This window comes from Nonomuraea sp. NPDC049637, from assembly GCF_040675235.1.
Lineage (GTDB): Bacteria > Actinomycetota > Actinomycetes > Streptosporangiales > Streptosporangiaceae > Nonomuraea.
Genome location: NZ_JBFAOM010000015.1, coordinates 101,391 through 121,848 on the forward strand (window position 1 = coordinate 101,391; position 20,458 = coordinate 121,848).

Sequence of the window (20,458 nt, forward strand, 5' to 3'; positions counted from 1 at the left end):
TGTCTTTAACGACCCCGGTCTGTTCGAGCCGGGCCGCGGGAGATACGGTCTTACGGACGATCTCTACCAGCTCAAGGGGGTGCTTCCGTGACGACGACGATGTCGACACACCAACGGGCAGTAGAGCAGATCCGGCAGTCCTACGCCGAGATCCCCGGCGACGCCGCTCCCCGGTTGGCCAAGTCCACGTCCAACCTGTTCAGGTTCCGTGACGGAGGCAGGACGGCCAAGCTGTCGGCCAGAGACCTCGACGAGGTCATCAGCGTGGATCCGGCGACGATGACGGCCGAGGTCCAGGGCATGACCACCTACGAGCACCTCGTCGAGGCCACGTTGCCGCACGGGCTCATGCCGTACGTGGTGCCGCAGCTCAAGACGATCACGCTCGGCGGCGCCGTGACCGGCCTCGGCATCGAGTCGACCAGCTTCCGGGACGGCCTGCCGCACGAGTCGGTGGAGGAACTGGAGATCCTCACCGGCGACGGCCGCATCGTCGTGGCCCGCGACGACAACGAGCACCAGGATCTGTTCCGCGCCTTCCCCAACTCCTACGGCACGCTCGGCTACGCCCTGCGCATCCGGATCAAGCTCCGCAAGGTCCAGCCGTACGTGCACCTGACGCACATCAGGTTCACCGACGCGGCCAAGTGCATGCTGGCCATGCAGGAGATCTGCGACAGCATGGTGCACGACGGCGAGCAGGTCGACTTCGTGGACGGCGTCTTCTTCGACCCGGAGGAGATGTACATCACGCTGGGCCGCTTCGCCGACCGCGCGCCCTACGTCTCCGACTACACCGGCATGCGCATCTACTACCAGTCGATCAGGCAGCGCAGCCGCGACTGGCTGAGCATCCACGACTACCTGTGGCGCTGGGACACCGACTGGTTCTGGTGCTCGCGGGCGTTCGGCGTGCAGCAGCCGGTGGTCCGCTCGCTGATGCCGCGCCGCTGGATGCGCTCCGACGTCTACCGCAAGCTCGTCGCCCTCGACCGGCGGACCGGGCTGACCGCCCGCATCGACCGCTGGCGCGACCAGCCCGTCCAGGAGTCGGTCATCCAGGACGTCGAGGTGCCGATCGAGCGCGGCGCGCAGTTCCTGGAGTTCTTCCACGACAAGGTGGGCATGACCCCCGTCTGGATGTGCCCGCTGCGGTCGGGCTCCCAGTGGCCGCTGTACCCGCTGGAGCCGGGCAAGCTCTACGTCAACTTCGGCTTCTGGGGCATGGTCCCGCTGCCGCGCGGCCAGTTCGACGGCTACTACAACAGGCTCATCGAGGACTCGGTACACGAGCTGGACGGCCACAAGTCGCTCTACTCGACCTCCTTCTACGCCCGTGAGCAGTTCTGGGAGCTGTACAACGGTGATGCTTATTGGCCGGTCAAGCGGGAATACGACCCGAACGGTCGCCTGCTGGACCTGTACGAAAAGTGTGTACGGGGAAGGTGAGCATGGCTCTCGCAAGCATCTTTGAGAAGATCGTCGGCTCTGACGCGAACATCTCGTTCATGGCCTACGACGGCAGCAAGGCCGGTCCCGACGGCGCCGACCTCGGTCTTGAGGTCAAGTCGCCCATCGCGGTGGCCTACCTGGCGCAGGCCCCCGGGGAACTGGGCCTGGCCAGGGCGTACATCTCGGGCCACATCGACGTGCACGGCGACCTGTACACCCTGCTCGACCGCATGTGGAACATCACCACCAACGACCTGACCGCGGGCGAGAAGCTGGCCGCCGTACGGTCGCTGGGCGTCAAGCCGCTGCTCATGCGGGTGCCGCCGCCCCCGCAGGAGGTGCGCCAGAGCGCCCTGGCCCGGCTCGGCTCGCGGCACGCCAAGCAGCGTGACGCCGAGGCGATCCACCACCACTACGACGTGTCCAACCGGTTCTACCGGTGGGTGCTGGGGCCGTCCATGGCCTACACGTGCGCGACCTTCCCCGAGGAGGACGCGACGCTGGAGGAGGCCCAGTACACCAAGTTCGACCTGGTGGCCAGGAAGCTCGACCTCAAGCCGGGCATGCGCCTGCTCGACGTCGGCTGCGGCTGGGGCGGCATGGTGATCCACGCCGCCAAGCACTACGGCGTCAAGGCGCTGGGCGTGACGCTGAGCCGCCAGCAGGCCGAGTGGGCCCAGAAGGCGATCGCCGACGCGGGCCTCCAGGACCTCGCCGAGGTGCGCTTCATGGACTACCGCGACGTGCGGGAGACCGGCTTCGACGCGGTCAGCTCCATCGGCCTCACCGAGCACATCGGCAAGGACAACGTCCCGTCGTACTTCGAGTTCCTCTACGGCAAGCTCAAGCCCGGCGGCCGGCTGCTCAACCACTGCATCACCCGTCCGACGGGCAAGGAGAAGACGTTCAACAAGGGCGGCTTCATCAACCGCTACGTCTTCCCCGACGGCGAGCTGGAGTCGGTGGGCTGGCTGATCAGGCAGATGGAGGACATCGGCTTCGAGATCCGCCACGAGGAGAACCTGCGCGAGCACTACGCCAAGACCCTGCGCCACTGGTGCGACAACCTCGACGCCAACTGGGACGAGGCCGTCCAGGAGGTCGGGATGGGCACGGCCAGGGTGTGGGCCCTGTACATGGCGGGCTGCATCGTGGGCTTCGAGCGCAACAAGGTCCAGCTGCACCAGGTGCTGGGTGTCAAGCTCGACGACGACGGCAGGTCCGGCGTGCAGCTGCGGCCGGCGGTCAACTGGCCGTGACGGGCGGGAGAGGGCCCGTCGCCCTCTCCCCACGGCTCACCCCGCTCCGAGGTGCTGTCCGAGCGGCCGGCTGACCTGGGTGTGCCCGGGGTCAGAGGTGGCCCACGGCGGCGACGGGCGTGCGGGTGTGCGGGCACGACCATGTCGCGACGCCGTCCGCCACCGTCGCGGCCAGCGGGTGGGTGCCGGGATGCTCGGGGCACTCCGGCCACACCGCGGGCAGCCCCTGCCCCCACAGCGCCTCGACCGCCCACTCCTGCACCTGGTCGGCGAGGTCGGCCACCTGCTCGGCCGGGCTACCGGCGACGCCGAGCCGCAGGCCCACGCCGCTGCCGTCGGGCGCGAACAGCATGAGCACCCGCTCGCCGCCCCACAGCGGCGTCTCCTCCCGCAGGTCCGGACGCACCCCGCAGGTGGCGCGCAGGTCGCGGAGCACGGGCAGCAGCGCGTCGGGGATCGGCTCGTCCACATCCCGGATCCTGGACGTCACCGGCCGGGTCCCTGAACGGCGCTTGGCATCGCCCGGCGTAGCGTGGTCTCACGGTCGGCAGGAGGGGCGGACGGTGACGGCTGGGAACAAGGTTCAGGTGCGCCGGGTCTACGACGAGCCCGCGCCGGACGACGGCGCCCGGGTGCTGGTCGACCGGCTGTGGCCGCGCGGCCTGGCCAAGGCCGACGCCCACCTCGACGAATGGTGCAAACAAGTCGCTCCGTCCACCGAGCTGCGCACCTGGTACCGGCACGACCCCGACCGGTTCGCGGAGTTCGGCCACCGCTACCGGGACGAGCTGGCCGAGCCCGAGCGGGCCGAGGCGATGGCCCACCTGCGCGAGCTCGCCGGGAAGGGCCCGCTGACCCTGCTCACCGCCACCAGGCAGCCCGAGATCAGCGAGGCCGCGGTGCTCGCCGAACTGCTCGCCGAACTGCTCAACGCCTGACCACCGGGAACGCTCAGCGGGGGCAGGGCCCGCCGGCGGCCAGGCCGTCGAGCGTGCGGGTGAGGAAGTGCCAGCTCAGCTCGGCGTCGCGGGTGTGGCCGTGCGGGCCGCGGAACAGGGCGACGTACTGGGCCACGTCGTCGAGGCTCCAGCGCAGCCGGTAGAGGGCCAGGGCGGCGGGGTCGGGCGTGCGGCCGCCGGCGGCCGCGTACCTGGCCAGGTCGGCGGGGGTCCTGGCGACCAGCCACAGGTCCCGTTCCGGCACGGCCAGGCCGACGGTGTCCCAGTCGACCAGCAGGCAGCGGCCCTCGTGCCGGAGCAGGTTGCCGGGGTGCGGTTCGCCGTGGGTGACGACGGGCGGGCCGAGGTCGCGGCAGCCGCGGTCGAAGTGGCGCAGCCGGGCGTGCAGGGTTCCGGCGTGCCGGTCGAGCAGGGCTCGGGCCCGCTCGGCGTACGGGCCGCCGGTCCACGGGCGGCCGGTCTCGGTCAGGGCCCGCTCCAGCGCCGCCCGTCCGGGCGGTTGCAGCGGGCGGGACGGGGTCGACGGGGGCGGGGGTGTGGCGTGCAGCTCGGCCAGCAGGTCGATGACCTGGGCGCGGTCGTGCTCGGCCGGCTCGTCGTCGAAGCCGCCGGTGACGCCGTCGATGAACGGGAAGACGCTCAGCGCGTACCGGGCGGCGAGCGGGCGGAGCAGCGCGCCGCCGTCGAGGTCCGGCACGGGCGCGACCACGAACCGCAGGGTCGCGGCCAGCGCCGCCGCCGTCTCCAGCGCCCGCCCCAACTCCCCGAACGCCACCCGCGCCACCCCGCCCAGGTCACCGGCCGCCCGCGGCTCGTGGGGGCGGCCGGCTGGAGCCGGCAGTTCTGGCTCGCGGGACGGCACGGCGTCCGGTTCGGGGGACAGGGTGGCGGCGGTGAGGAACCAGCGCCGTCCGTCGGCGCCGGTCGCGATCCAGTGGTGGTCGCCGAAGCCCACCGGCGCGTACGCCAGCCCGACGGCCTTGATCCCCCACGCCTCCAGAGCAGGCGCCAGCAGCGATTCGTCCAGATCCGCGGGTCTGTCACGCATCGGGCCACACTAGCGAGCGTCCCCGCCGCCGGGCATCCCGATTATCAGCTCCATGGCCGCGAGCACGTCGTCCACCGTCAGGTCCGCCGGGGGAGCCGCCGCGCCCGTCCCGCGGTCGATCCAGATCGTCCGCAATCCGGCCGCGCGTCCGCCCGCGATGTCCTTGTCCGGGTCGTCGCCCACCATCCACCCGCCGGCCGGCACGGATCCGCACCGGTCGGCGGCGATCCGGAACAGCCGGGCGCCGGGTTTGCGCACGCCCTCCGCGCCGGAGATCGCCCACCCGTCCACCCGCTCGGCCAGCCCGGTACGCCGGATCTTGCCCGTCTGGTTGTCGGCCATCCCGTTCGTCACGATCCCGACCGCCCACCCCGCCGCCCGCAGCCGGTCCAGCCCCGCCAGCACCTCGGCACGGCACTCCACCAGGTACGGCAGCCTGGCCCGGTAGGCCCGCCACAACTCCTCGACGGGCTCGGCAAGCGCGAAGCGCTCGCGGACGCGGGCGAAGAAGGCGTCCATCGGCACGGACCCGTCGGCGTCCAGCCGCACCAGCCAGTCCACGGCGTCCGGGCCCAGCCCGCGCCCCGCGGCGAACTCGGCCGCCCACAGCCGGAATGCGGCCAGCCGGTCGATCAGCGTGTTGTCCAGGTCGAACAGCACGAGCGGGCGGGCCTCGGTGATCGGCGCAGCGGTCGGCTCGATGATCGGCACAGTGGCCGGCACAGTGGTCGGCGCAGTGGTCGGCGCAGCGGTCGGCGCACCGGCCGTCCCGGTGGCCGGTGCAGGGGGCGGCGCGGCCGGGAGGCGCGGGCCGGGGCCCGCGCCGTGGCCGGTCAGCGGAGCTCGCGCTTGAGGATCTTGCCCGTGGCCGTCATCGGCAGGGCGTCGCGGAACTCGACGATCCTCGGGTACTTGTAGGCCGCCATGTTCTCCCTGGCCCAGGCGATCAGCTCGTCCTCGGTGACCGACGAGCCGGGCGTGCGGATGACGTACGCCTTGACCTCCTCGCCGTGCGACTCGTGCGGGACGCCCACGACCGCCGCCAGCGACACCGCCTCGTGGGTCATGAGCACCTCCTCCAGCTCGCGCGGGTAGACGTTGAAGCCGCCACGGATGATCATGTCCTTGGCCCGGTCGACGATGGCGTAGTAGCCGTCGGCGTCGCGGGTGGCGATGTCGCCGGTGCGGAACCAGCCGTCCTTGAGCACCTCGGCCGTCGCCTCCGGGCGGCCGTAGTAGCCCTTCATGACGTTGTGTCCGCGGATGGCGATCTCGCCGGGGCCCTCGCCCTCGACCGTCTTCCAGTCGCCGTCGATCAGCTTCATCTCCACGCCCCAGATGGGCGTGCCGATCGTGCCGGGCTTGGTGGGCCGTCCGAGCTGGTTGAAGCTGGCCACGGGGGACGTCTCCGACAGGCCGTACCCCTCCAGGATGCCGATGCCGAAGGTCTGCTCGAAGTCCTTCAGCACCTCCACCGGCGACGACGCGCCGCCGGCCACGGCCACCTTCAGGCTGCGCGGCACCTCGGCGCCCTCGGCGTGGATCTTCGTGAGCATGCCCCAGTACATCGTCGGGACGCCCGCGAAGGTCGTCACGTTCTCCTTGCGCATGAGCTCCAGGGCCTCGCCCGGCTCGAAGCGCGGCATCAGCACGACCGTCGCGCCGCGCATGAAGGCGGTGTTCATGACGGTCGTCTGGCCGAAGGAGTGGAACAGCGGCAGCACCGCGAGGTAGGTGTCGCCGCCCTCGCTGCGGGGGAACATCCGGTCGCTGATCAGGGCGTTCATCAGCATGTTCTGGTGGCTGAGCTCGGCGCCCTTGGGCTGGCCCGTGGTGCCCGAGGTGTAGAGGATCACGGCGGTGTCCTCGGGGTCGGTCTGCACCGTCTCGAAGTCGGCCGGCACGCCGTTGAGCGCCGCCCACACCGTCTCGCCGTACGGGGACTCGGTGGCCAGGGGGGTGGCGGGCAGCACGAAGAAGTGCTCGCAGCCGTCCGCGGCCTCGAAGCCCGCCTTGCCGCGCTCGCCCAGCGGCAGCTCCGGCGAGCCCTCGAAGCAGAACAGCGCCTTGGCGTCGCTGTCGTCGAGGTGGTAGGCGATCTCCCGGCCCTGCAGCAGCACGTTCAGCGGCACCACGGTCGCGCCGGCCTTGAGGATGCCGAAGTAGACGAAGGGGAAGTACGGCAGGTTGGGACAGGCCAGCGCCACCTTGTCGCCCTTGCCGATGCCCCGCGACACGAGCAGGTTCGCCACCTGGCGGGCGACAGTGTCGATCATGCCGTACGGCAGGCGCATGTCGCCGAAGACGATCGCCGTGCCGTCGGGGTTGTTTCTGGCGCTGTCCTCCAGGACGACCGACAAGTTGAGCATGAACGCCTTCCTCCTCTGTACGCGCTTGCCGCCATCTTGGCATCAGCCCATACCGACCGGTAGGTAACCAAGGTTACAGATGCATATGGACGCGAAAGCTCACCTGGAGTAAGCAAGTGACAGGTTACTTAGCCCCCTGGAGTGCTCATGCAGTACGACTACGTGATCGTCGGAGCGGGGTCCGCCGGGTGCGTGCTGGCCAACCGGCTGTCGGCGGACCCGTCGGTGTCGGTGGCGCTGGTCGAGGCGGGCGGGCATGACGACAAGCTGGAGATCCGCATGCCCGCCGGCTTCGCCAAGCTGTTCAAGACCGACTACGACTGGAACTTCACGACGGCCAAGCAGAGCGAGATGTCCGGCCGCGAGCTCTACTGGCCGCGCGGCCGGGTGATCGGCGGCTCGTCCTCGCTCAACGCGCAGATGTGGGTGCGCGGCTGCCAGCAGGACTACGACCAGTGGGGCGTGCCCGGCTGGACGTACGAGGAGGTCCTGCCCTACTTCACCAGGGCCGAGCAGCGCGTCGGCAGCAACCACGGCGGCGTCTACGGCACCTCCGGTCCGCTCTACGTCTCCGAGCTGCGCAGCCCCAACGTCACCACGGCGGCCTTCCTGCGGGCCTGCGAGGAGCTGGGCCTGACCCGGCTGCCGGAGCTGAACGGCCGCTCCAACGAGGGCTACTGCCCCACCCCCGTCACCCAGAACCGCGGCCGCAGGTGGAGCGCCGCCGACGCCTATCTGCGACCGGCCGCCGCCCGGCCGAACCTCACCGTGCTCACCGGCGCGACCGTGGACCGCGTCGTGTTCGAGGGCTCCCGCGCCGTCGGCATCGAGCACAGCGGCGGCACCCTGGTCAGGGCGGCCAGGGAGGTCGTCCTGTCGGCGGGGGCGATCGGCTCGCCGTACCTGCTGCTGCGGTCCGGGGTCGGCGCGGCCGAGGAGCTGCGCGACGCGGGGGTGCCGGTCGTGCGCGAGCTGCCCGAGGTCGGCAAGAACCTCCAGGACCACCTGGCCTCCGGCGTGTACGTCGAGTGCAAGGAGCCGGTGACGCTGACCAAGGCCGAGTCCCTGGTGAACCTGCTGCGCTACATCGTGCTGCGCTCGGGCATGCTCACCACGAACGTCGGCGAGGCGGTCGCCTTCGTCCGGACCTCGGCCGAGGAGCCCGCCCCCGACATCGAGCTGGTCTTCGCCCCCGGCCCGTTCGTCGACCACGGGCTCACCCCGCCGACCGGCCACGGCCTGACCGTCGGCGTCGTGCTGCTGCAGCCGCAGAGCCGCGGCAGGGTCGGGCTGAGCGGCCGCGACGTGCTGATCGACCCCGGCTACCTGAGTGCGGAGGCCGACGTCAAGCGCCTGGTCGCCGGGCTGAAGACGGCCAAGCAGGTGTTCGCGACGAGCGCGATGAAGCGGTACGCGGGCGGGCCGATGGCGCCGTACTGGGGGCCGGAGAGCGACGAGGAGCTGGCCCGGTGGGTGCGCGAACGCGGCGAGACCCTCTACCACCCCGTGGGCACCTGCCGGATGGGCACCGACGAGGGGTCGGTGGTGGACCCGTCGCTCCGGGTGCGCGGCCTGGAAGGGCTCAGGGTGGTGGACGTGTCCGTCATGCCGACGCTCAACCGCGGCCACACGCACGCCCCGGCGATCATGATCGGCGAGAAGGGCTCCGACCTGATCCTGGGGGACCGGTAGCCGGGCGCCGCGACGCGGCGGACCTTGACGTAAGTGAGCACTTGCCCAAGGCTTGTGTGGTATGACGCTCTCCGCGGATCTGGACATCTCGCAGATACCGTTCTGGGGACTGCCGCAGGCGGACCGCATGGAGACCTTCCGCCGCCTGCGCGGGCTCGAACGGCCCCTCTTCGTGCCGGAGCAGACCGTGCCGTTCATCGGCGGCGGGCCCGGCTACCACGCCCTCGTGCGTCACGCCGACGTCACCGAGGCCAGCAGGAACGCGGCCGTCTTCAGCAGCGAGCCGTGCTCCAACAGCATCCCCGACATGCCGCGCTGGCTCAGCGTCTACTTCGGCTCAATGATCAACATGGACGACCCGCGCCACGCCCGCCTGCGCAGGATCGTCTCCAGGGCCTTCACCCCGCGCATCCTGTCCAAGATGGAGGAGGACCTGGCCAGGGCCGCCGCCGAGATCGTGGACGAGGCCATCGAGCAGGGTCCGGGCGACTTCGTGGCGCAGGTCGCCGCCCGGCTCCCCGTACGGGTCATCTGCGACATGATGGGGATCCCACCGAAATTTCATGACCTGGTGTTGCGGCGGACCAACGTCATCCTCGGCAACGCCGACCCCGAGTACACCGGCATCGACCCGAACTTCAGCCGCGCCAACGTCGCCCGCGGGCTGGCCAAGCTGCTGCGCGCCGGCTACTCGCTGAACCGGATGGCCGCCCGACTCGGCGACGAGCGCCGCAGACGCCCGACCGGCGACCTGGTCAGCCTGCTCGTGGGCGGCGAGGAACGGCTCAGCTCGCAGGAGCTGGGCTCGTTCTTCATCCTGCTGGTGGTGGCCGGCAGCGAGACCACCCGCAACGCCATCGCCTACGGGCTGAAGCTGTTCACCGACCATCCCGAGCAGCGGGAGCTGCTGCTGGCCGACTTCGACGCGCGCGTCGGCCGGGCGTGCGACGAGATCGTGCGCTACGCGACCCCGGTGATCCAGTTCCGCCGCACGCTGACCCGGGACCACGAGATGAACGGCGTGCCGTACAAGAAGGGCGACAAGGTGCTGCTCTTCTACAACTCGGCCAACCGCGACGAGTCCGTCTTCACCGACCCGGACGTCTTCGACATCACCCGCGACCCCAACCCGCACGTCGGCTTCGGCGGCCCCGGGCCGCACTACTGCCTGGGCGCCCACCTGGCGCGCAGGGAGATGAGCGTGATGTTCCGCGAGCTGTTCACCCGCCTGCCCGGCATCAGGACGTCCGGCGAGCCCGACTTCCTGCTGTCGAACTTCATCAACGGCATCAAGCACCTGCCGTACACGTTCTGACCGCCCCGGCCCGGCCTCGGCCACGTGCACCGGGACGCCCGGGTCGGGTGCCGGCGCGCCGGTGAACACGCGTGGGTGGCACGGCTGAGGGCGTCAGCTTTGCGGAGCGAATCCGCCGAGCAGGGCCGCCACGGCCAGCTCGAAGCGTTCCCGGTGGTCCTCGGGCGTGCCGAGGCCGTCGGCGACCGCCCGCGCCAGCACCGGACGGTCCGTCAGGTCCAGGTCGGGCTGCTGCGGGCTGTCCGGCCCCGCCTCGGCCAGCGTGTGCCCGATCACGAACGTGGACACCGCGTTGATCACGTGCAGCGCCTCCTTGGCCGTGAAGCCCGCCCGGGTCAGCGCGGCGGCGGCGCCTTCGACCATGTCCAGGGCTCCCGGCGTGGCCACCGGCCGGATCGCGACCACCGGCATGAGCGCGGGATGCCGCAGCAGCTCGGCCCTGATCGACTCGGCGAACGTCCGCATCCACACCCGCCAGTCGCCGGACGGCTCGATCGTGACGCGGGAGAGCACCAGCTCGACCAGCCCGTCGAGGACCGCGTCCTTGTTCGGCACGTAGTAGTAGAGCGTCATCGCCTCCACGCCCAGCTCCTTGCCCAGCTTGCGCATGGACAGCCCGGCCGCGCCCTCGCGGTCGAGGAGTTCGAGCGCCGCCTCCAGCACCCGTTCCCTTGACATCCGCTCTCTCATACACCGTAAGATACTCCCGTCTTACACCGTAAGAGAGGAAATTGAACGTGATCACCGACTTCTTCGCCGCCGTCAACGAACGCCGCCTCGACGACCTGGGCGACTACCTGACCCCCGACGTCGTCGACCACAACAAGATCATTTTTGGCGAGCCGGACGAGCCGGGCGCCGCCTTCGAGGGCATCCGGATGCAGCTCGACGCGTTCGACCCGTTCCACATCGAGGTCGAGGAGGTCGTCGCCGAGGGGGACAGGCTGGTCGCCAGGATCCGCATGACCGGCACGCACTCCGGCACCCACCCGCGCATGCCCACGCCCACCGGGCGCAGCTTCGACGTCGAGGCGATCTTCCTGGTCACCCTGCGCGAGGGGCGGATCAGCGAGATCCGCGCGGTCAGCGACCGGCTGGGTCTGTTCCTCCAGCTGGGCTGGGACTGGCCGCAGGCCGACTGACCCGCCTGCCCGCCAGGGCCAGCGGCAGCAGCGCGCCCGCCAGCGCCGGCCCGGCCGCCACCAGCAACATCGCGGTCACCCCGAGCGGTACGGCGCCGCCAGCACCGCCACGCCCACCGCCGTGCCGACCTGCTTGAGCGTGTTCACCGTCCCGGTGGCCATGCCCACCTGATCCATCGGCGCGGTCAGGCCGACCTGGTTGGCCACCACGTTGCCCGCGCAGAGCCCCAGGCCGCCGAGGAACAGCCCGGCCATGATCGGCGTCCACCGGTCGGCCGCCGGGATCGCCATCACCAGCAGCGCCACGGTGATCAGCGCCGGGCCGGCGGCGATCAGCACGCCCATGGGCCAGCGGTGCAGCACCCGGCCGACCGCGATCGGGCCGATGACCGCGGCCACGCTGAAGGCCAGGAAACGCACCCCGGCCTCGCTCGGGCTCGCCTCCAGAGGGCCCTGCACGTACAGGGTGAGGTACGTGAACCCGCCCAGCAGCGCGGCCAGCATGAGCAGCGTCGTGGCCGAGCCGACCGCGAACACCCGGTTCCGGAACAGCCCGAAGTCGATCATCGGGGTCGCCGTCCGCCGCTCGGCGAGGACGAACGCCGCCAGCAGCGCCAGCCCGGCCACCAGCAGCAGCGGCACGTCGTGGATGAGCGCCGGGATGATCGCGAACAGCGCCGCGGCGACCAGCACGACGCCCAGCGGGTCCAGGTGACCCCGGCCGCGCGACTCCGGCACCCGCTGCCGCAGCGCCACCACCACGAACACGCCGATCGGCAGGTTGATCAGGAAGATGGCCCGCCAGCCGAACGTCGCCGTCAGCGCGCCGCCCACCACCGGGCCCAGCGTCATCGCCAGGCCGGAGACGGCGCTGAAGATGCCGAGCGCCCGGCCCCGCGCCGGGCCCTCCGGGTAGACCGAGCCGATCTGCGCGGCGCGCAGGGCGGCGCGGATGTCGGGCAGCGCGATCGTCACGGCGGTCAGGTCCACCACCACGAGCACGATGGTCAGTGAGGCCAGAGCGAGAACCCATCCGCGGCGCATACCTGCTCCTCACGATGAAAGGCCCCTTGTGCAGTGGTACTCCCGGAAGGAGGCGAATGCTAGGTTTCGCAGTCATGGAGATCAGAACGATCCACGCCAACGGCGTGGAGTTCGCGTATCTGACCGTGGGGGAGGGGCCGCTGGCGTTGTGCCTGCACGGGTTCCCCGACACCGCGCACACCTGGCGGCACCTGATGCCCGAGCTGGCCGGACGCGGCTACCGCGCCGTCGCGCCGTTCAGCCGCGGTTACGCGCCCACCGAGATCCCGGCCGACGGCGCGTACGAGGAGGCGGCCCTGGTCGCCGACGTGCGCGCGCTGCACGAGGAGCTCGGCGGCGACGAGAACGCGGTGATCGTCGGGCACGACTGGGGGGCCTTCCCCGCCTACGCCCTGGCCGGGCGCTTCCGCCGGGCCGTCGCGCTCGCGGTGCCGCCGCCGGGCGCGCAGCTTCCCGGGCTGCTGGCGTACGAGCAGCTCAAGCGGTCGTTCTACATATTCCTGTTCCAGACCGTGCTGGCCGAGCCGGCCGCCGCCGACCCGGCCTTCCTCGACCGGCTGTGGCGGGACTGGTCGCCCGGCCACGACCCGGCCGAGGACCTGGCGTTCGTCCGGCGCAGCCTGGGCGAGCCCGCCAACATGGCGGCGGCCATCGGGTACTACCGCGCCGCGCTCGGCACCACGCCTCCCTCGGGCCGCTACCCGGACGTCGACCCCGCCACCGCGGGCCCGGTCCTGTACCTGCACGGCGAGCGGGACGGGTGCATGGGCGCGGAGATGGCCAAGGACGCGGCCGGCAGCCTGCCGCCGGGGTCGCGGGTCGAGCTGGTGGCGGACGCGGGCCACTTCCTCCACCTGGAACGGCCCGCGGAGGTCAACCGCCTCATCCTCGACTGGCTCGGCTGCTGAGCACGGTGATCACCGGGTGGCGCCCTGACAGGCTCACCGGGACCGTCTCCTCGACCGCGAACCCGTCCGGCGCGCCGGCCGTTGTCGCACCGGTGCCGGGATCGTCGTGGAGCAGCGCCACGGCCAGGCCGCCGGGTTCCAGCACCCGCCGCACCTCCCGCCACAACGGGTCCAGCCCGGGGCCCAGCAGGCCGCGCGGCGGCACCTGACGTCCCCAGGGCGGGTTCACCAGCACCCGCCGCACGCTTCCGTCCGCCACGGGGAGCCGTCCGGCGTCGGCGAGCCCCCAGCGGAACGGGCCCGTACCGTCCGGTGGCAGGGCGGCCCGCGCGTTCGCGGCGGCCGCCGCGACGGCGGCCGGATCGCGGTCGAACCCGACGAACCCGGAGAGCCCGCAGAGCCCGGCGTGTGGTGCGAGCGCGAGCGGGGAGAGCTCAGCAAATCCGGCGGCTCCGGCGGCTCCGGCGTGCGGCGTGTGGGTGAGCGCGTGCGCCTCGATGAGGGTGGTGCCCGCCCCGCAGCAGGGGTCGAGCACGACGCCGCGGAAGCCCGCCGCGCCCACCCCGGCGAGCTGGGCCATCGCGGCGGCCAGCGGCGGGTGCAGCGTGCCCGGGATCGAGGCCGTCTTGTACGGTCTGCGGTGCAGCGGCCGGTCACCGGCCCGCCGGGCGATGACCGCCTGGTCGCCCTCGATCGTCACCCGCCACGCCGTCGCCCCCGCAGGTGGCCGGCCGCCGTCCCGCCGGGAGTGGTAGCGCAGCCGCCACGACCGGGCCAGCTCGGTCCCGACGGCATCCTCGATCTCGTGCCTGGTGTAGTTGCGGCGTCCCACGAACGAGGCCGAGACCTCGACGTCGGGGCCGCCGGGCGCGCCGAGGTCGATCCCGCGGGCCGCCCGCGCCAGCCGGGCGAGCGCGGAGCGGCCGTGGCCGACCCCGTCCACCACGGCCGCGGCCAGCAGTACGTCGTCCGCGGTGCGCAATCCCAGGAGCCCGGCGCCGGGCCGGACCTCGAACCACACCTCCCGATGGCGGACGCCGACGACGGCCCCGAGACGGGCACGCCGGATCTCCGCCGCGACCAGGGGTTCGGTGCCACGCACCGCCCTGGCCACCGCCAAGGTGAGCAACTGTTCTTCTCCCACGTAGCGACCCGGGACGGCGGCAGGCCGCCCCGCATCACCGGCGGTGGGTCAGCCCACGGCCCGCCGGCGGATCGCTAGCCGAGGAGGAAGAAGAACGTCATGCGCGGCACCCTACAAAGCCCCGTCCGCGCGAGCCACCGGTTTTTCCGGCAGCCACGTACGGTGTACGTCGAACCCATTGACGTAAGTGGTCGCTTTCCGAATGATTGCCCTATGACCGTCCTGGACTTCGACCTTTCGGACCGGAACTTCTGGGCCAGGCCCATGAGCGAGCGCGAGGCGGCGTTCGACCGGTTGCGCGCCCGCGAGACGCCGGCCTTCTTCGAGGAGATGGAGCTGGCCGTCGCGCCCAAAGGGCCCGGCTACTATGCGCTGGCCAGGCACGCCGACATCCTGGAGGCGAGCCGCAACCCCGAGGTCTTCTGCTCCGGCGACGGCGGCGCGACGAACATCCCCGACATGCCCGCCGAGTTCACCGAGTACTTCGGCTCCATGATCAACATGGACGACCCCCGGCACGCCCGGCTGCGCAGGATCGTCTCCCGCGCGTTCACCCCCAAGATGATCAAGCAGTTCGAGTCGGACGTCGAGGCCGCCGCCGTGCGCATCGTCGACGACCTGCTGGCCGCCGGTCCCGGCGGCGACTTCGTCACCGACGTGGCCGCGCGCCTTCCGCTGAAGATCATCTGCGACATGATGGGCATCCCCGAGCGCGACTACCGGTTCGTCTTCGACCGCTCGAACGTCATCCTCGGCGGCTTCGACCCCGAATACACCGGCGGCGACCTCGACCAGCTCGCCACCCGCCTGCTCACCGCCGGCATGGAGCTGCAGCAGCTCGTCCAGGACCTCGCCGCCCACCGCACCGCCAACCCCACCAACGACCTGACGTCCTCGCTGGTCAACGCCAACATCGACGGCGAGCGGCTGACGATGCAGGAGCTGGGCTCGTTCTTCATCCTGCTGGTGGTCGCGGGCAACGAGACGACCAGGAACGCCATCTCCTACGGCCTGCGCCTGCTCACCAAGAACCCCGACCAGCGCGCCCTGTGGCTGGAGGACGTCGAGGGCCGCGCCCCAGGGGCCGTGGAGGAGATCGTCCGGCTGGCCTCGCCGGTGAACTTCATGCGCCGCAAGGTCACCCGCGACCACGAGATGAACGGCCACCTCTACCGCGCCGGCGAGAAGGTGGTGCTGTTCTACTGGGCGGCGAACCGGGACGAACGGGTGTTCGCCGACCCGTACCGCTTCGACATCACCCGCCACCCCAACCCGCACGTCGGCTTCGGCGGGCCGGGGCCGCACTTCTGCCTCGGCGCCCACCTGGCCCGGCGGGAGATCACGGTGATGTTCCGCGAGCTGCTGCGCCGGGTGCCGCACATCGAGGGCGGCCGGCCCGACCGCCTGCACTCCTCGTTCATCAACGGGATCAAGCACATGGAGTGCACGTTCTGAGCCGGGCGCGGCGGCGCCCGGGGCTCAGGACTGCGCGGTCAGCTTGAGCTGGTTCATCACGGTACGGATGTCCGGCAGGAGCTGCTTGCCCTCGTCCGGGATCGACACGAACACGATGGCGGGCACGCTGCCGCCGGTGTTGACCGCCATCGTGACGATCGTGGCCTTCTCCGTGCCGGCGGTCATGGCGTACGCGATGAGCCGGCCGGTGGAGGCGCCCACCTTGATCGGCTGCTGCGCGATCTTCCTGACCTTGTTGCCGTCGGGGTAGAAGTCCTTGCGGGCCTGCAGCACCATGCGCCGGATGACCGGCTCCAGGTCGTCCTTGTCGTACAGGGAGGACATACTGGCCGGCAGCGGGCCCGACATGACCTGGGCGTACTTGTCGGGCGCGACCTCCGTGTACTGACGGGTGTCGTAGCCGAAGGTGGACTTGACCGTGGCCCGCTGGTCGAGCTGCCAGCTGCCGCCCAGGCGGGGCAGCGAGACCCCGGCCGCGGCGTCCTCGACCCGGCCGGTCACCGGGGACGCCTTGCCCGGGTACTTCGGCAGGGCGGGGATCGTGGTGGAGCGCTTGCCCGTGCCCGCCTTCGTGGGGCCGGCCGAGGCCGTGGGGGAGGAGGCGGTCTTGCCCTCCGGGGTGTCCTCGCCGGCCAGCGGGCCCGCGAGGAAGGCCCACAGCAGCGCCGCGATCAGGGCGATCACCACCGAGCCGCCGAGCGCGTAGATCCAGATGGGCTTGCCCGGCTCGTCGTCCAGGGAGTCGTGGTCGCCGCCCTGGTACTCGTCGCCGAAGACGTTGTTCCAGAGCTCCTGCTGGCGGTCGGGAGGCGGGGTGCGCGAGCCGCTGATCTGACCGGCCGTCACGAACCGGCGGTCGGGGTCGGAGGGGTCGCGGTTGAGGTTGGAGCCGGGGCGCGGCTGGTCGGGGTGGCCGTCGCCGGGCATGCCCGGTCCGGCCGGGGGCGCGCCGACGTGGGCCGCCGCGAGCGGGCCCGGGGGCATCGCGGGGTCGCCCACCATGGTGTCGGCCTGCCGGCCGCCGTACATGACGGTGTGCTCGTCGGCCGGGGCGGCGGACGGGCCGCCGGGCCTGCCGGGCCCGTCGAGCGGCGACGGCGCGGGCTGGACGGGGGCGTCGAGCGGGCCGGACGCGCGGCCCAGCGTGACCGTGCGGTCCAGCGGGTCGGCGGCGGACGCCGACGGCGCGGGGGAGGGGGCGGGGGTGGGGCTGTTGGGCCAGGGCGCCGGCGTGGACAGGTTGGACCACGCGCCGGGGGACGGCGTCGGCGGCTGCGACCAGGCGGGCACCGGGTCCTGCGGCTGGGCCGGCTGCTGCTGCTCCGGCCACGAGACGGGGACCTCCTGGCGGGGGGCCTCGGGCCAGCCCTGTTCCTGCCGGGGCGGGTCGGGCCAGGACGGCCGCGCCGGCTCCGGCCACGACGCGTCGCCGCCCCGCTGCTGCGCCCGGCCGTCGTCGCGCGAGGAGCCGGTGCGCGGGAGGTCGTTCCGCGAGGAGTCGTTGCGCGGCACGTCGGGCCAGGAGCCCTCGGGGCGCGGCGGCTCGGGCCAGGACGGCGCCTGCGGGGCCTCGGGCCAGGACGGCTGTGCCGGGGCGGCCTCCGGCCACGACATCGGCACGCCGGAGGACTCCTGCCCGCTGGACGGCCAGGAGGAAGGCACGTCGTTGCGGGCCTCCGGCCAGGACGGTGGCAGGTGCGACGCCCCGGAGCTCGCGGAATTCTCCGTTGCCATTGCTGCCGGCCCTCCCGAGGTTGTGTCCGGATGTGCCGCTATATCCGGATTTGACGTACCAGGCATGATCTCATGGGATTTTCCAGGAGATACGGCTGGTTTCGCAGCGAAACGAGCGAAGCCGCGCGGATCGGTTGGCGGATCCTGCAGCGGCAGGTCGCCCTCCGGTCGATCTGGCTCAGCTGGGTACACCACGCGACGACAGTATTCTAAAGGGACATATGAGGTCACAACGGATACATCACCATCAGGTCTCGCTGGACCTGAAGGGTCTATTGTGCCTGCGCCGGTCGCCGGAGTATCTGCATTCCGTCGAAGACGTGCGCTAGGCTTGACACATGCGTTCCGCGACCCTGCTTCTTAGCGGGCCGCGACGGCCCTGAGAGGTCTCGCCGTCGCGGCTACCCCTCGTCGTGCACGAGGGGTTTTCTTATGGGTCCGAGTCAAGCCAGAAGGACAGTAGCCGTGAGTGAGTACGACCCGCAGGCGCTGCAGGCCAAGTGGCAGCAGCGATGGGAGGAACAGGACACCTACCGGGCGAGCGAGGACGCGGCCGACCCCCGGGAGCGGCGCTACATGCTCGACATGTTCCCCTACCCGTCGGGCGACCTCCACATGGGCCACGGCGAGGTGTTCGCCATCGGCGACGTCGTCGCGCGCTACTGGATGCAGCAGGGCTACAACGTCCTGCACCCGATCGGCTGGGACTCCTTCGGGCTGCCCGCCGAGAACGCCGCGATCAAGCGCAACGCCCACCCCGCCGAGTGGACCTACGCCAACATCGAGACGCAGGCCAACTCCTTCCGGCGTTACGGCATCTCCTTCGACTGGTCGCGCCGCCTGCACACCAGCGACCCCGAGTACTACCGCTGGAACCAGTGGCTGTTCAACCGCTTCTTCGAGCGCGGCCTGGCCTACCGCAAGGGCGGCCTGGTCAACTGGTGCCCCAACGACCAGACGGTGCTGGCCAACGAGCAGGTCGTGGCCGGCAAGTGCGAGCGCTGCGGCGCCGACGTCATCCGCCGCGAGCTGACGCAGTGGTACTTCAAGATCACTGACTACGCCCAGCGCCTGCTGGACGACATGGAGCAGCTCGACGGCTGGCCCGAGCGCCTGCTGACCATGCAGCGCAACTGGATCGGCCGCTCCGAGGGCGCCGACGTGCTGTTCGAGATCGAGGGCCGCGACGAGCCGGTCCACGTCTACACCACGCGCCCCGACACCCTGTACGGCGCCACGTTCTTCGTGGTCGCGGTCGACGCGGCGCTGGCCGACGAGATCGTCACCGACGAGCAGCGCCCGGCCTTCGAGGCCTACCGCGCCGAGGTCGCCAAGCTGAGCGACATCGAGCGCCTGTCCACCGACAAGGAGAAGACGGGCGTCTTCCTGGGCCGCCACGCGGTCAACCCGGTCAGCGGCGAGCGCATCCCGGTCTGGGCGGCCGACTACGTGCTGTCCGACTACGGCCACGGCGCGATCATGGCCGTGCCCGCCCACGACCAGCGCGACCTGGACTTCGCGCGGAAGTTCGACCTGCCGGTCAAGGTCGTCGTGCACACCGGCCTGGCCGACCCCGGCGAGACCGGCGAGGCCACGCCCGGCGAGGGCACGCTGGTCAACTCCGGCCCTCTCGACGGGCTGACCAAAGCCGAGGCCATCGCCAAGATCATCGAGATCCTGGAGGCCGAGGGCCGGGGCGCCGGCGCGGTCAACTTCCGGCTGCGCGACTGGCTGCTGTCCCGCCAGCGTTTCTGGGGCACGCCGATCCCGATCATCCACTGCGCCGACTGCGGCGAGGTGGCCGTCCCCGACGAGCAGCTGCCCGTCACGCTGCCCGACCTGCGCGGCGAGGCGCTGGCGCCCAAGGGCGTCTCCCCGCTGGCCAGCGCCACCGAGTGGGTCAACGTCGAGTGCCCCAAGTGCGGCGGTCCGGCCCAGCGCGACACCGACACGATGGACACGTTCGTCGACTCGTCCTGGTACTTCCTGCGGTACACCTCGCCCGGTTACACCGACGGGCCGTTCGACCCCGAGCAGGTGCGCAAGTGGGGCCCGATCGACCAGTACGTCGGCGGCATCGAGCACGCCGTCCTCCACCTGCTGTACTCGCGCTTCTTCACCAAGGTCCTGCACGACATGGGCATGGTGAGCTTCACCGAGCCGTTCCTGCGCATGCTGAACCAGGGGCAGGTGATCAACGGCGGCAAGGCGATGTCGAAGTCCCTGGGCAACGGCATCGACCTGGGCCAGCAGATCGACGCCTTCGGCGTCGACGCCGTCCGCCTGACGATGATCTTCGCCGGTCCGCCGGAGGACGACATCGACTGGGCCGACGTCTCGCCGGCCGCCTCGCAGAAGTTCCTGGCCCGCGCGCTGCGCGTGATGTCGGAGGCGACCGCCGAGCCCGGCGTGCCGTTCGAGGGCGGCGACGCCGAGCTGCGCAAGGTCACCCACCGCACGATCGACGAGGTCACCAAGCTGGTCGAGTCGCAGCGCTTCAACGTCGCGGTGGCCCGCATGATGGAGCTGACCTCGGCCGCCCGCAAGGCCATCGACTCCGGCCCCGGCGCGGCCGACCCGGCGGTGCGCGAGGCCGCCGAGTCGCTGGCCGTCATGCTGTCGCTGGTGGCGCCCTACGTCGCCGAGGAGGGCTGGGAGCGCCTGGGCCGCACCGGTCCTGTCGCCTTCGCCGGCTGGCCCGTCGCCGACCCCGCGCTGCTGGTGCAGGAGTCGGTCACGTGCGTGGTGCAGGTGGCGGGCAAGGTGCGCGACCGGCTGGAGGTCGCCCCCGACATCTCCGAGGACGAGCTGCGGGCCCTGGCCCTGGCCTCCGACAAGGTGGCCGGCTACCTCCAGGGCACGCCGCGCAAGGTGATCGTGCGCGCGCCCAAGCTGGTCAACATCGTCCCGTAGGCG

Annotated in this window: 17 protein-coding genes; 9 read left to right on the forward strand and 8 right to left on the reverse strand. The window is 71.5% G+C overall.

All coding sequences use genetic code 11. The features are described 5' to 3' along the window. Positions 1–99: 99 nt before the first annotated feature. Both AB0J71_RS22085 and AB0J71_RS22090 read left to right on the forward strand, forming a co-directional pair. The gene (locus tag AB0J71_RS22085; protein WP_352325225.1) at positions 100–1,449 is read left to right on the forward strand and encodes an FAD-binding oxidoreductase; all 1,350 of its coding nucleotides are present in this window, start codon (positions 100–102) and stop codon (positions 1,447–1,449) included. A 2-nt stretch (positions 1,450–1,451) separates the two neighbouring features. Then, positions 1,452–2,711 (forward strand): cyclopropane-fatty-acyl-phospholipid synthase family protein, encoded by a 1,260-nt coding sequence (locus AB0J71_RS22090; protein WP_364415744.1) that lies wholly within the window; start codon positions 1,452–1,454, stop codon positions 2,709–2,711. 91 nt (positions 2,712–2,802) lie between these two features. Here AB0J71_RS22090 and AB0J71_RS22095 read toward each other — a convergent pair whose 3' ends face one another. After that, a complete protein-coding gene (locus AB0J71_RS22095; protein ID WP_364415747.1) occupies positions 2,803–3,201 on the reverse strand; it encodes a hypothetical protein in 399 nt (132 codons plus the stop codon). A 73-nt stretch (positions 3,202–3,274) separates the two neighbouring features. Between AB0J71_RS22095 and AB0J71_RS22100 the strand changes: the two genes are divergently transcribed. Continuing rightward, positions 3,275–3,649 carry a DUF488 family protein gene (locus tag AB0J71_RS22100; RefSeq protein ID WP_364415749.1) on the forward strand — a complete coding sequence of 125 codons (375 nt, stop codon included), beginning with the start codon at positions 3,275–3,277 and terminating at the stop codon, positions 3,647–3,649. Positions 3,650–3,662: 13 nt separating this feature from the next. Here the strand turns inward: AB0J71_RS22100 and AB0J71_RS22105 are convergent, their stop codons facing one another. The 3 genes from AB0J71_RS22105 to AB0J71_RS22115 form a co-directional block, all read right to left on the reverse strand. Beyond that, the gene (locus AB0J71_RS22105; protein ID WP_364415751.1) at positions 3,663–4,718 is read right to left on the reverse strand and encodes a phosphotransferase; all 1,056 of its coding nucleotides are present in this window, start codon (positions 4,716–4,718) and stop codon (positions 3,663–3,665) included. Positions 4,719–4,727: 9 nt separating this feature from the next. Further along, a complete protein-coding gene (locus AB0J71_RS22110; protein ID WP_352325214.1) occupies positions 4,728–5,429 on the reverse strand; it encodes an HAD family hydrolase in 702 nt (233 codons plus the stop codon). A gap of 122 nt (positions 5,430–5,551) precedes the next feature. Then, on the reverse strand, positions 5,552–7,087 hold the full coding sequence (locus tag AB0J71_RS22115; protein WP_352325215.1) for a long-chain fatty acid--CoA ligase: 1,536 nt from the start codon (positions 7,085–7,087) through the stop codon (positions 5,552–5,554). A gap of 147 nt (positions 7,088–7,234) precedes the next feature. On the opposite strand from AB0J71_RS22115, the gene AB0J71_RS22120 reads away from it, so the two are divergent. Continuing rightward, on the forward strand, positions 7,235–8,779 hold the full coding sequence (locus AB0J71_RS22120) for a GMC family oxidoreductase N-terminal domain-containing protein (protein WP_364415753.1): 1,545 nt from the start codon (positions 7,235–7,237) through the stop codon (positions 8,777–8,779). Positions 8,780–8,840: 61 nt separating this feature from the next. Next, positions 8,841–10,094: a cytochrome P450 gene (locus tag AB0J71_RS22125; RefSeq protein ID WP_364415755.1), complete on the forward strand. Its 1,254-nt coding sequence runs from the start codon at positions 8,841–8,843 to the stop codon at positions 10,092–10,094. 93 nt (positions 10,095–10,187) lie between these two features. Here the strand turns inward: AB0J71_RS22125 and AB0J71_RS22130 are convergent, their stop codons facing one another. Continuing rightward, positions 10,188–10,784, reverse strand: coding sequence for a TetR/AcrR family transcriptional regulator C-terminal domain-containing protein (locus tag AB0J71_RS22130; RefSeq protein ID WP_352325218.1), 597 nt, complete (start codon positions 10,782–10,784; stop codon positions 10,188–10,190). A gap of 47 nt (positions 10,785–10,831) precedes the next feature. Between AB0J71_RS22130 and AB0J71_RS22135 the strand changes: the two genes are divergently transcribed. Then, positions 10,832–11,236 (forward strand): ester cyclase, encoded by a 405-nt coding sequence (locus AB0J71_RS22135; RefSeq protein WP_352325220.1) that lies wholly within the window; start codon positions 10,832–10,834, stop codon positions 11,234–11,236. Between the two features lie 75 nt (positions 11,237–11,311). Here AB0J71_RS22135 and AB0J71_RS22140 read toward each other — a convergent pair whose 3' ends face one another. Further along, entirely contained in the window at positions 11,312–12,280 is a 969-nt protein-coding gene (locus tag AB0J71_RS22140) for an MFS transporter (protein WP_364415756.1), read from the reverse strand. Positions 12,281–12,354: 74 nt separating this feature from the next. Here AB0J71_RS22140 and AB0J71_RS22145 point away from each other — a divergent pair, with 74 nt between their 5' ends. Next, positions 12,355–13,188, forward strand: a complete 834-nt coding sequence (locus AB0J71_RS22145) for an alpha/beta hydrolase (RefSeq protein WP_364415757.1) — start codon at positions 12,355–12,357, stop codon at positions 13,186–13,188. On the opposite strand, the gene AB0J71_RS22150 is transcribed toward AB0J71_RS22145, so the two are convergent. Continuing rightward, the gene (locus AB0J71_RS22150; protein WP_364415759.1) at positions 13,163–14,317 is read right to left on the reverse strand and encodes an RNA methyltransferase; all 1,155 of its coding nucleotides are present in this window, start codon (positions 14,315–14,317) and stop codon (positions 13,163–13,165) included. The two genes, AB0J71_RS22145 and AB0J71_RS22150, sit on opposite strands and share 26 nt — an antisense overlap. Before the next feature lie 228 nt (positions 14,318–14,545). Here AB0J71_RS22150 and AB0J71_RS22155 point away from each other — a divergent pair, with 228 nt between their 5' ends. Next, positions 14,546–15,787 (forward strand): cytochrome P450, encoded by a 1,242-nt coding sequence (locus AB0J71_RS22155; RefSeq protein WP_352330884.1) that lies wholly within the window; start codon positions 14,546–14,548, stop codon positions 15,785–15,787. 24 nt (positions 15,788–15,811) lie between these two features. On the opposite strand, the gene AB0J71_RS22160 is transcribed toward AB0J71_RS22155, so the two are convergent. Continuing rightward, positions 15,812–17,542: a hypothetical protein gene (locus tag AB0J71_RS22160; protein WP_364393228.1), complete on the reverse strand. Its 1,731-nt coding sequence runs from the start codon at positions 17,540–17,542 to the stop codon at positions 15,812–15,814. A gap of 432 nt (positions 17,543–17,974) precedes the next feature. On the opposite strand from AB0J71_RS22160, the gene leuS reads away from it, so the two are divergent. Then, positions 17,975–20,455 (forward strand): leucine--tRNA ligase, encoded by a 2,481-nt coding sequence (gene leuS, locus AB0J71_RS22165; RefSeq protein WP_352325999.1) that lies wholly within the window; start codon positions 17,975–17,977, stop codon positions 20,453–20,455. Positions 20,456–20,458: the final 3 nt, after the last annotated feature.

Bases quoted from the DNA above. Each gene is read 5' to 3' on its own strand.
- AB0J71_RS22085 (WP_352325225.1), top strand. From the start codon at position 100: ATGTCGACACACCAACGGGCAGTAGAGCAGATCCGGCAGTCCTACGCC.
- AB0J71_RS22090 (WP_364415744.1), top strand. From the start codon at position 1,452: ATGGCTCTCGCAAGCATCTTTGAGAAGATCGTCGGCTCTGACGCGAAC.
- AB0J71_RS22105 (WP_364415751.1), bottom strand. From the start codon at position 4,718: ATGCGTGACAGACCCGCGGATCTGGACGAATCGCTGCTGGCGCCTGCT.
- AB0J71_RS22115 (WP_352325215.1), bottom strand. From the start codon at position 7,087: ATGCTCAACTTGTCGGTCGTCCTGGAGGACAGCGCCAGAAACAACCCC.
- AB0J71_RS22120 (WP_364415753.1), top strand. From the start codon at position 7,235: ATGCAGTACGACTACGTGATCGTCGGAGCGGGGTCCGCCGGGTGCGTG.
- AB0J71_RS22125 (WP_364415755.1), top strand. From the start codon at position 8,841: ATGACGCTCTCCGCGGATCTGGACATCTCGCAGATACCGTTCTGGGGA.
- AB0J71_RS22130 (WP_352325218.1), bottom strand. From the start codon at position 10,784: ATGAGAGAGCGGATGTCAAGGGAACGGGTGCTGGAGGCGGCGCTCGAA.
- AB0J71_RS22140 (WP_364415756.1), bottom strand. From the start codon at position 12,280: ATGCGCCGCGGATGGGTTCTCGCTCTGGCCTCACTGACCATCGTGCTC.
- AB0J71_RS22145 (WP_364415757.1), top strand. From the start codon at position 12,355: ATGGAGATCAGAACGATCCACGCCAACGGCGTGGAGTTCGCGTATCTG.
- AB0J71_RS22155 (WP_352330884.1), top strand. From the start codon at position 14,546: ATGACCGTCCTGGACTTCGACCTTTCGGACCGGAACTTCTGGGCCAGG.
- AB0J71_RS22160 (WP_364393228.1), bottom strand. From the start codon at position 17,542: ATGGCAACGGAGAATTCCGCGAGCTCCGGGGCGTCGCACCTGCCACCG.
- leuS (WP_352325999.1), top strand. From the start codon at position 17,975: ATGGGTCCGAGTCAAGCCAGAAGGACAGTAGCCGTGAGTGAGTACGAC.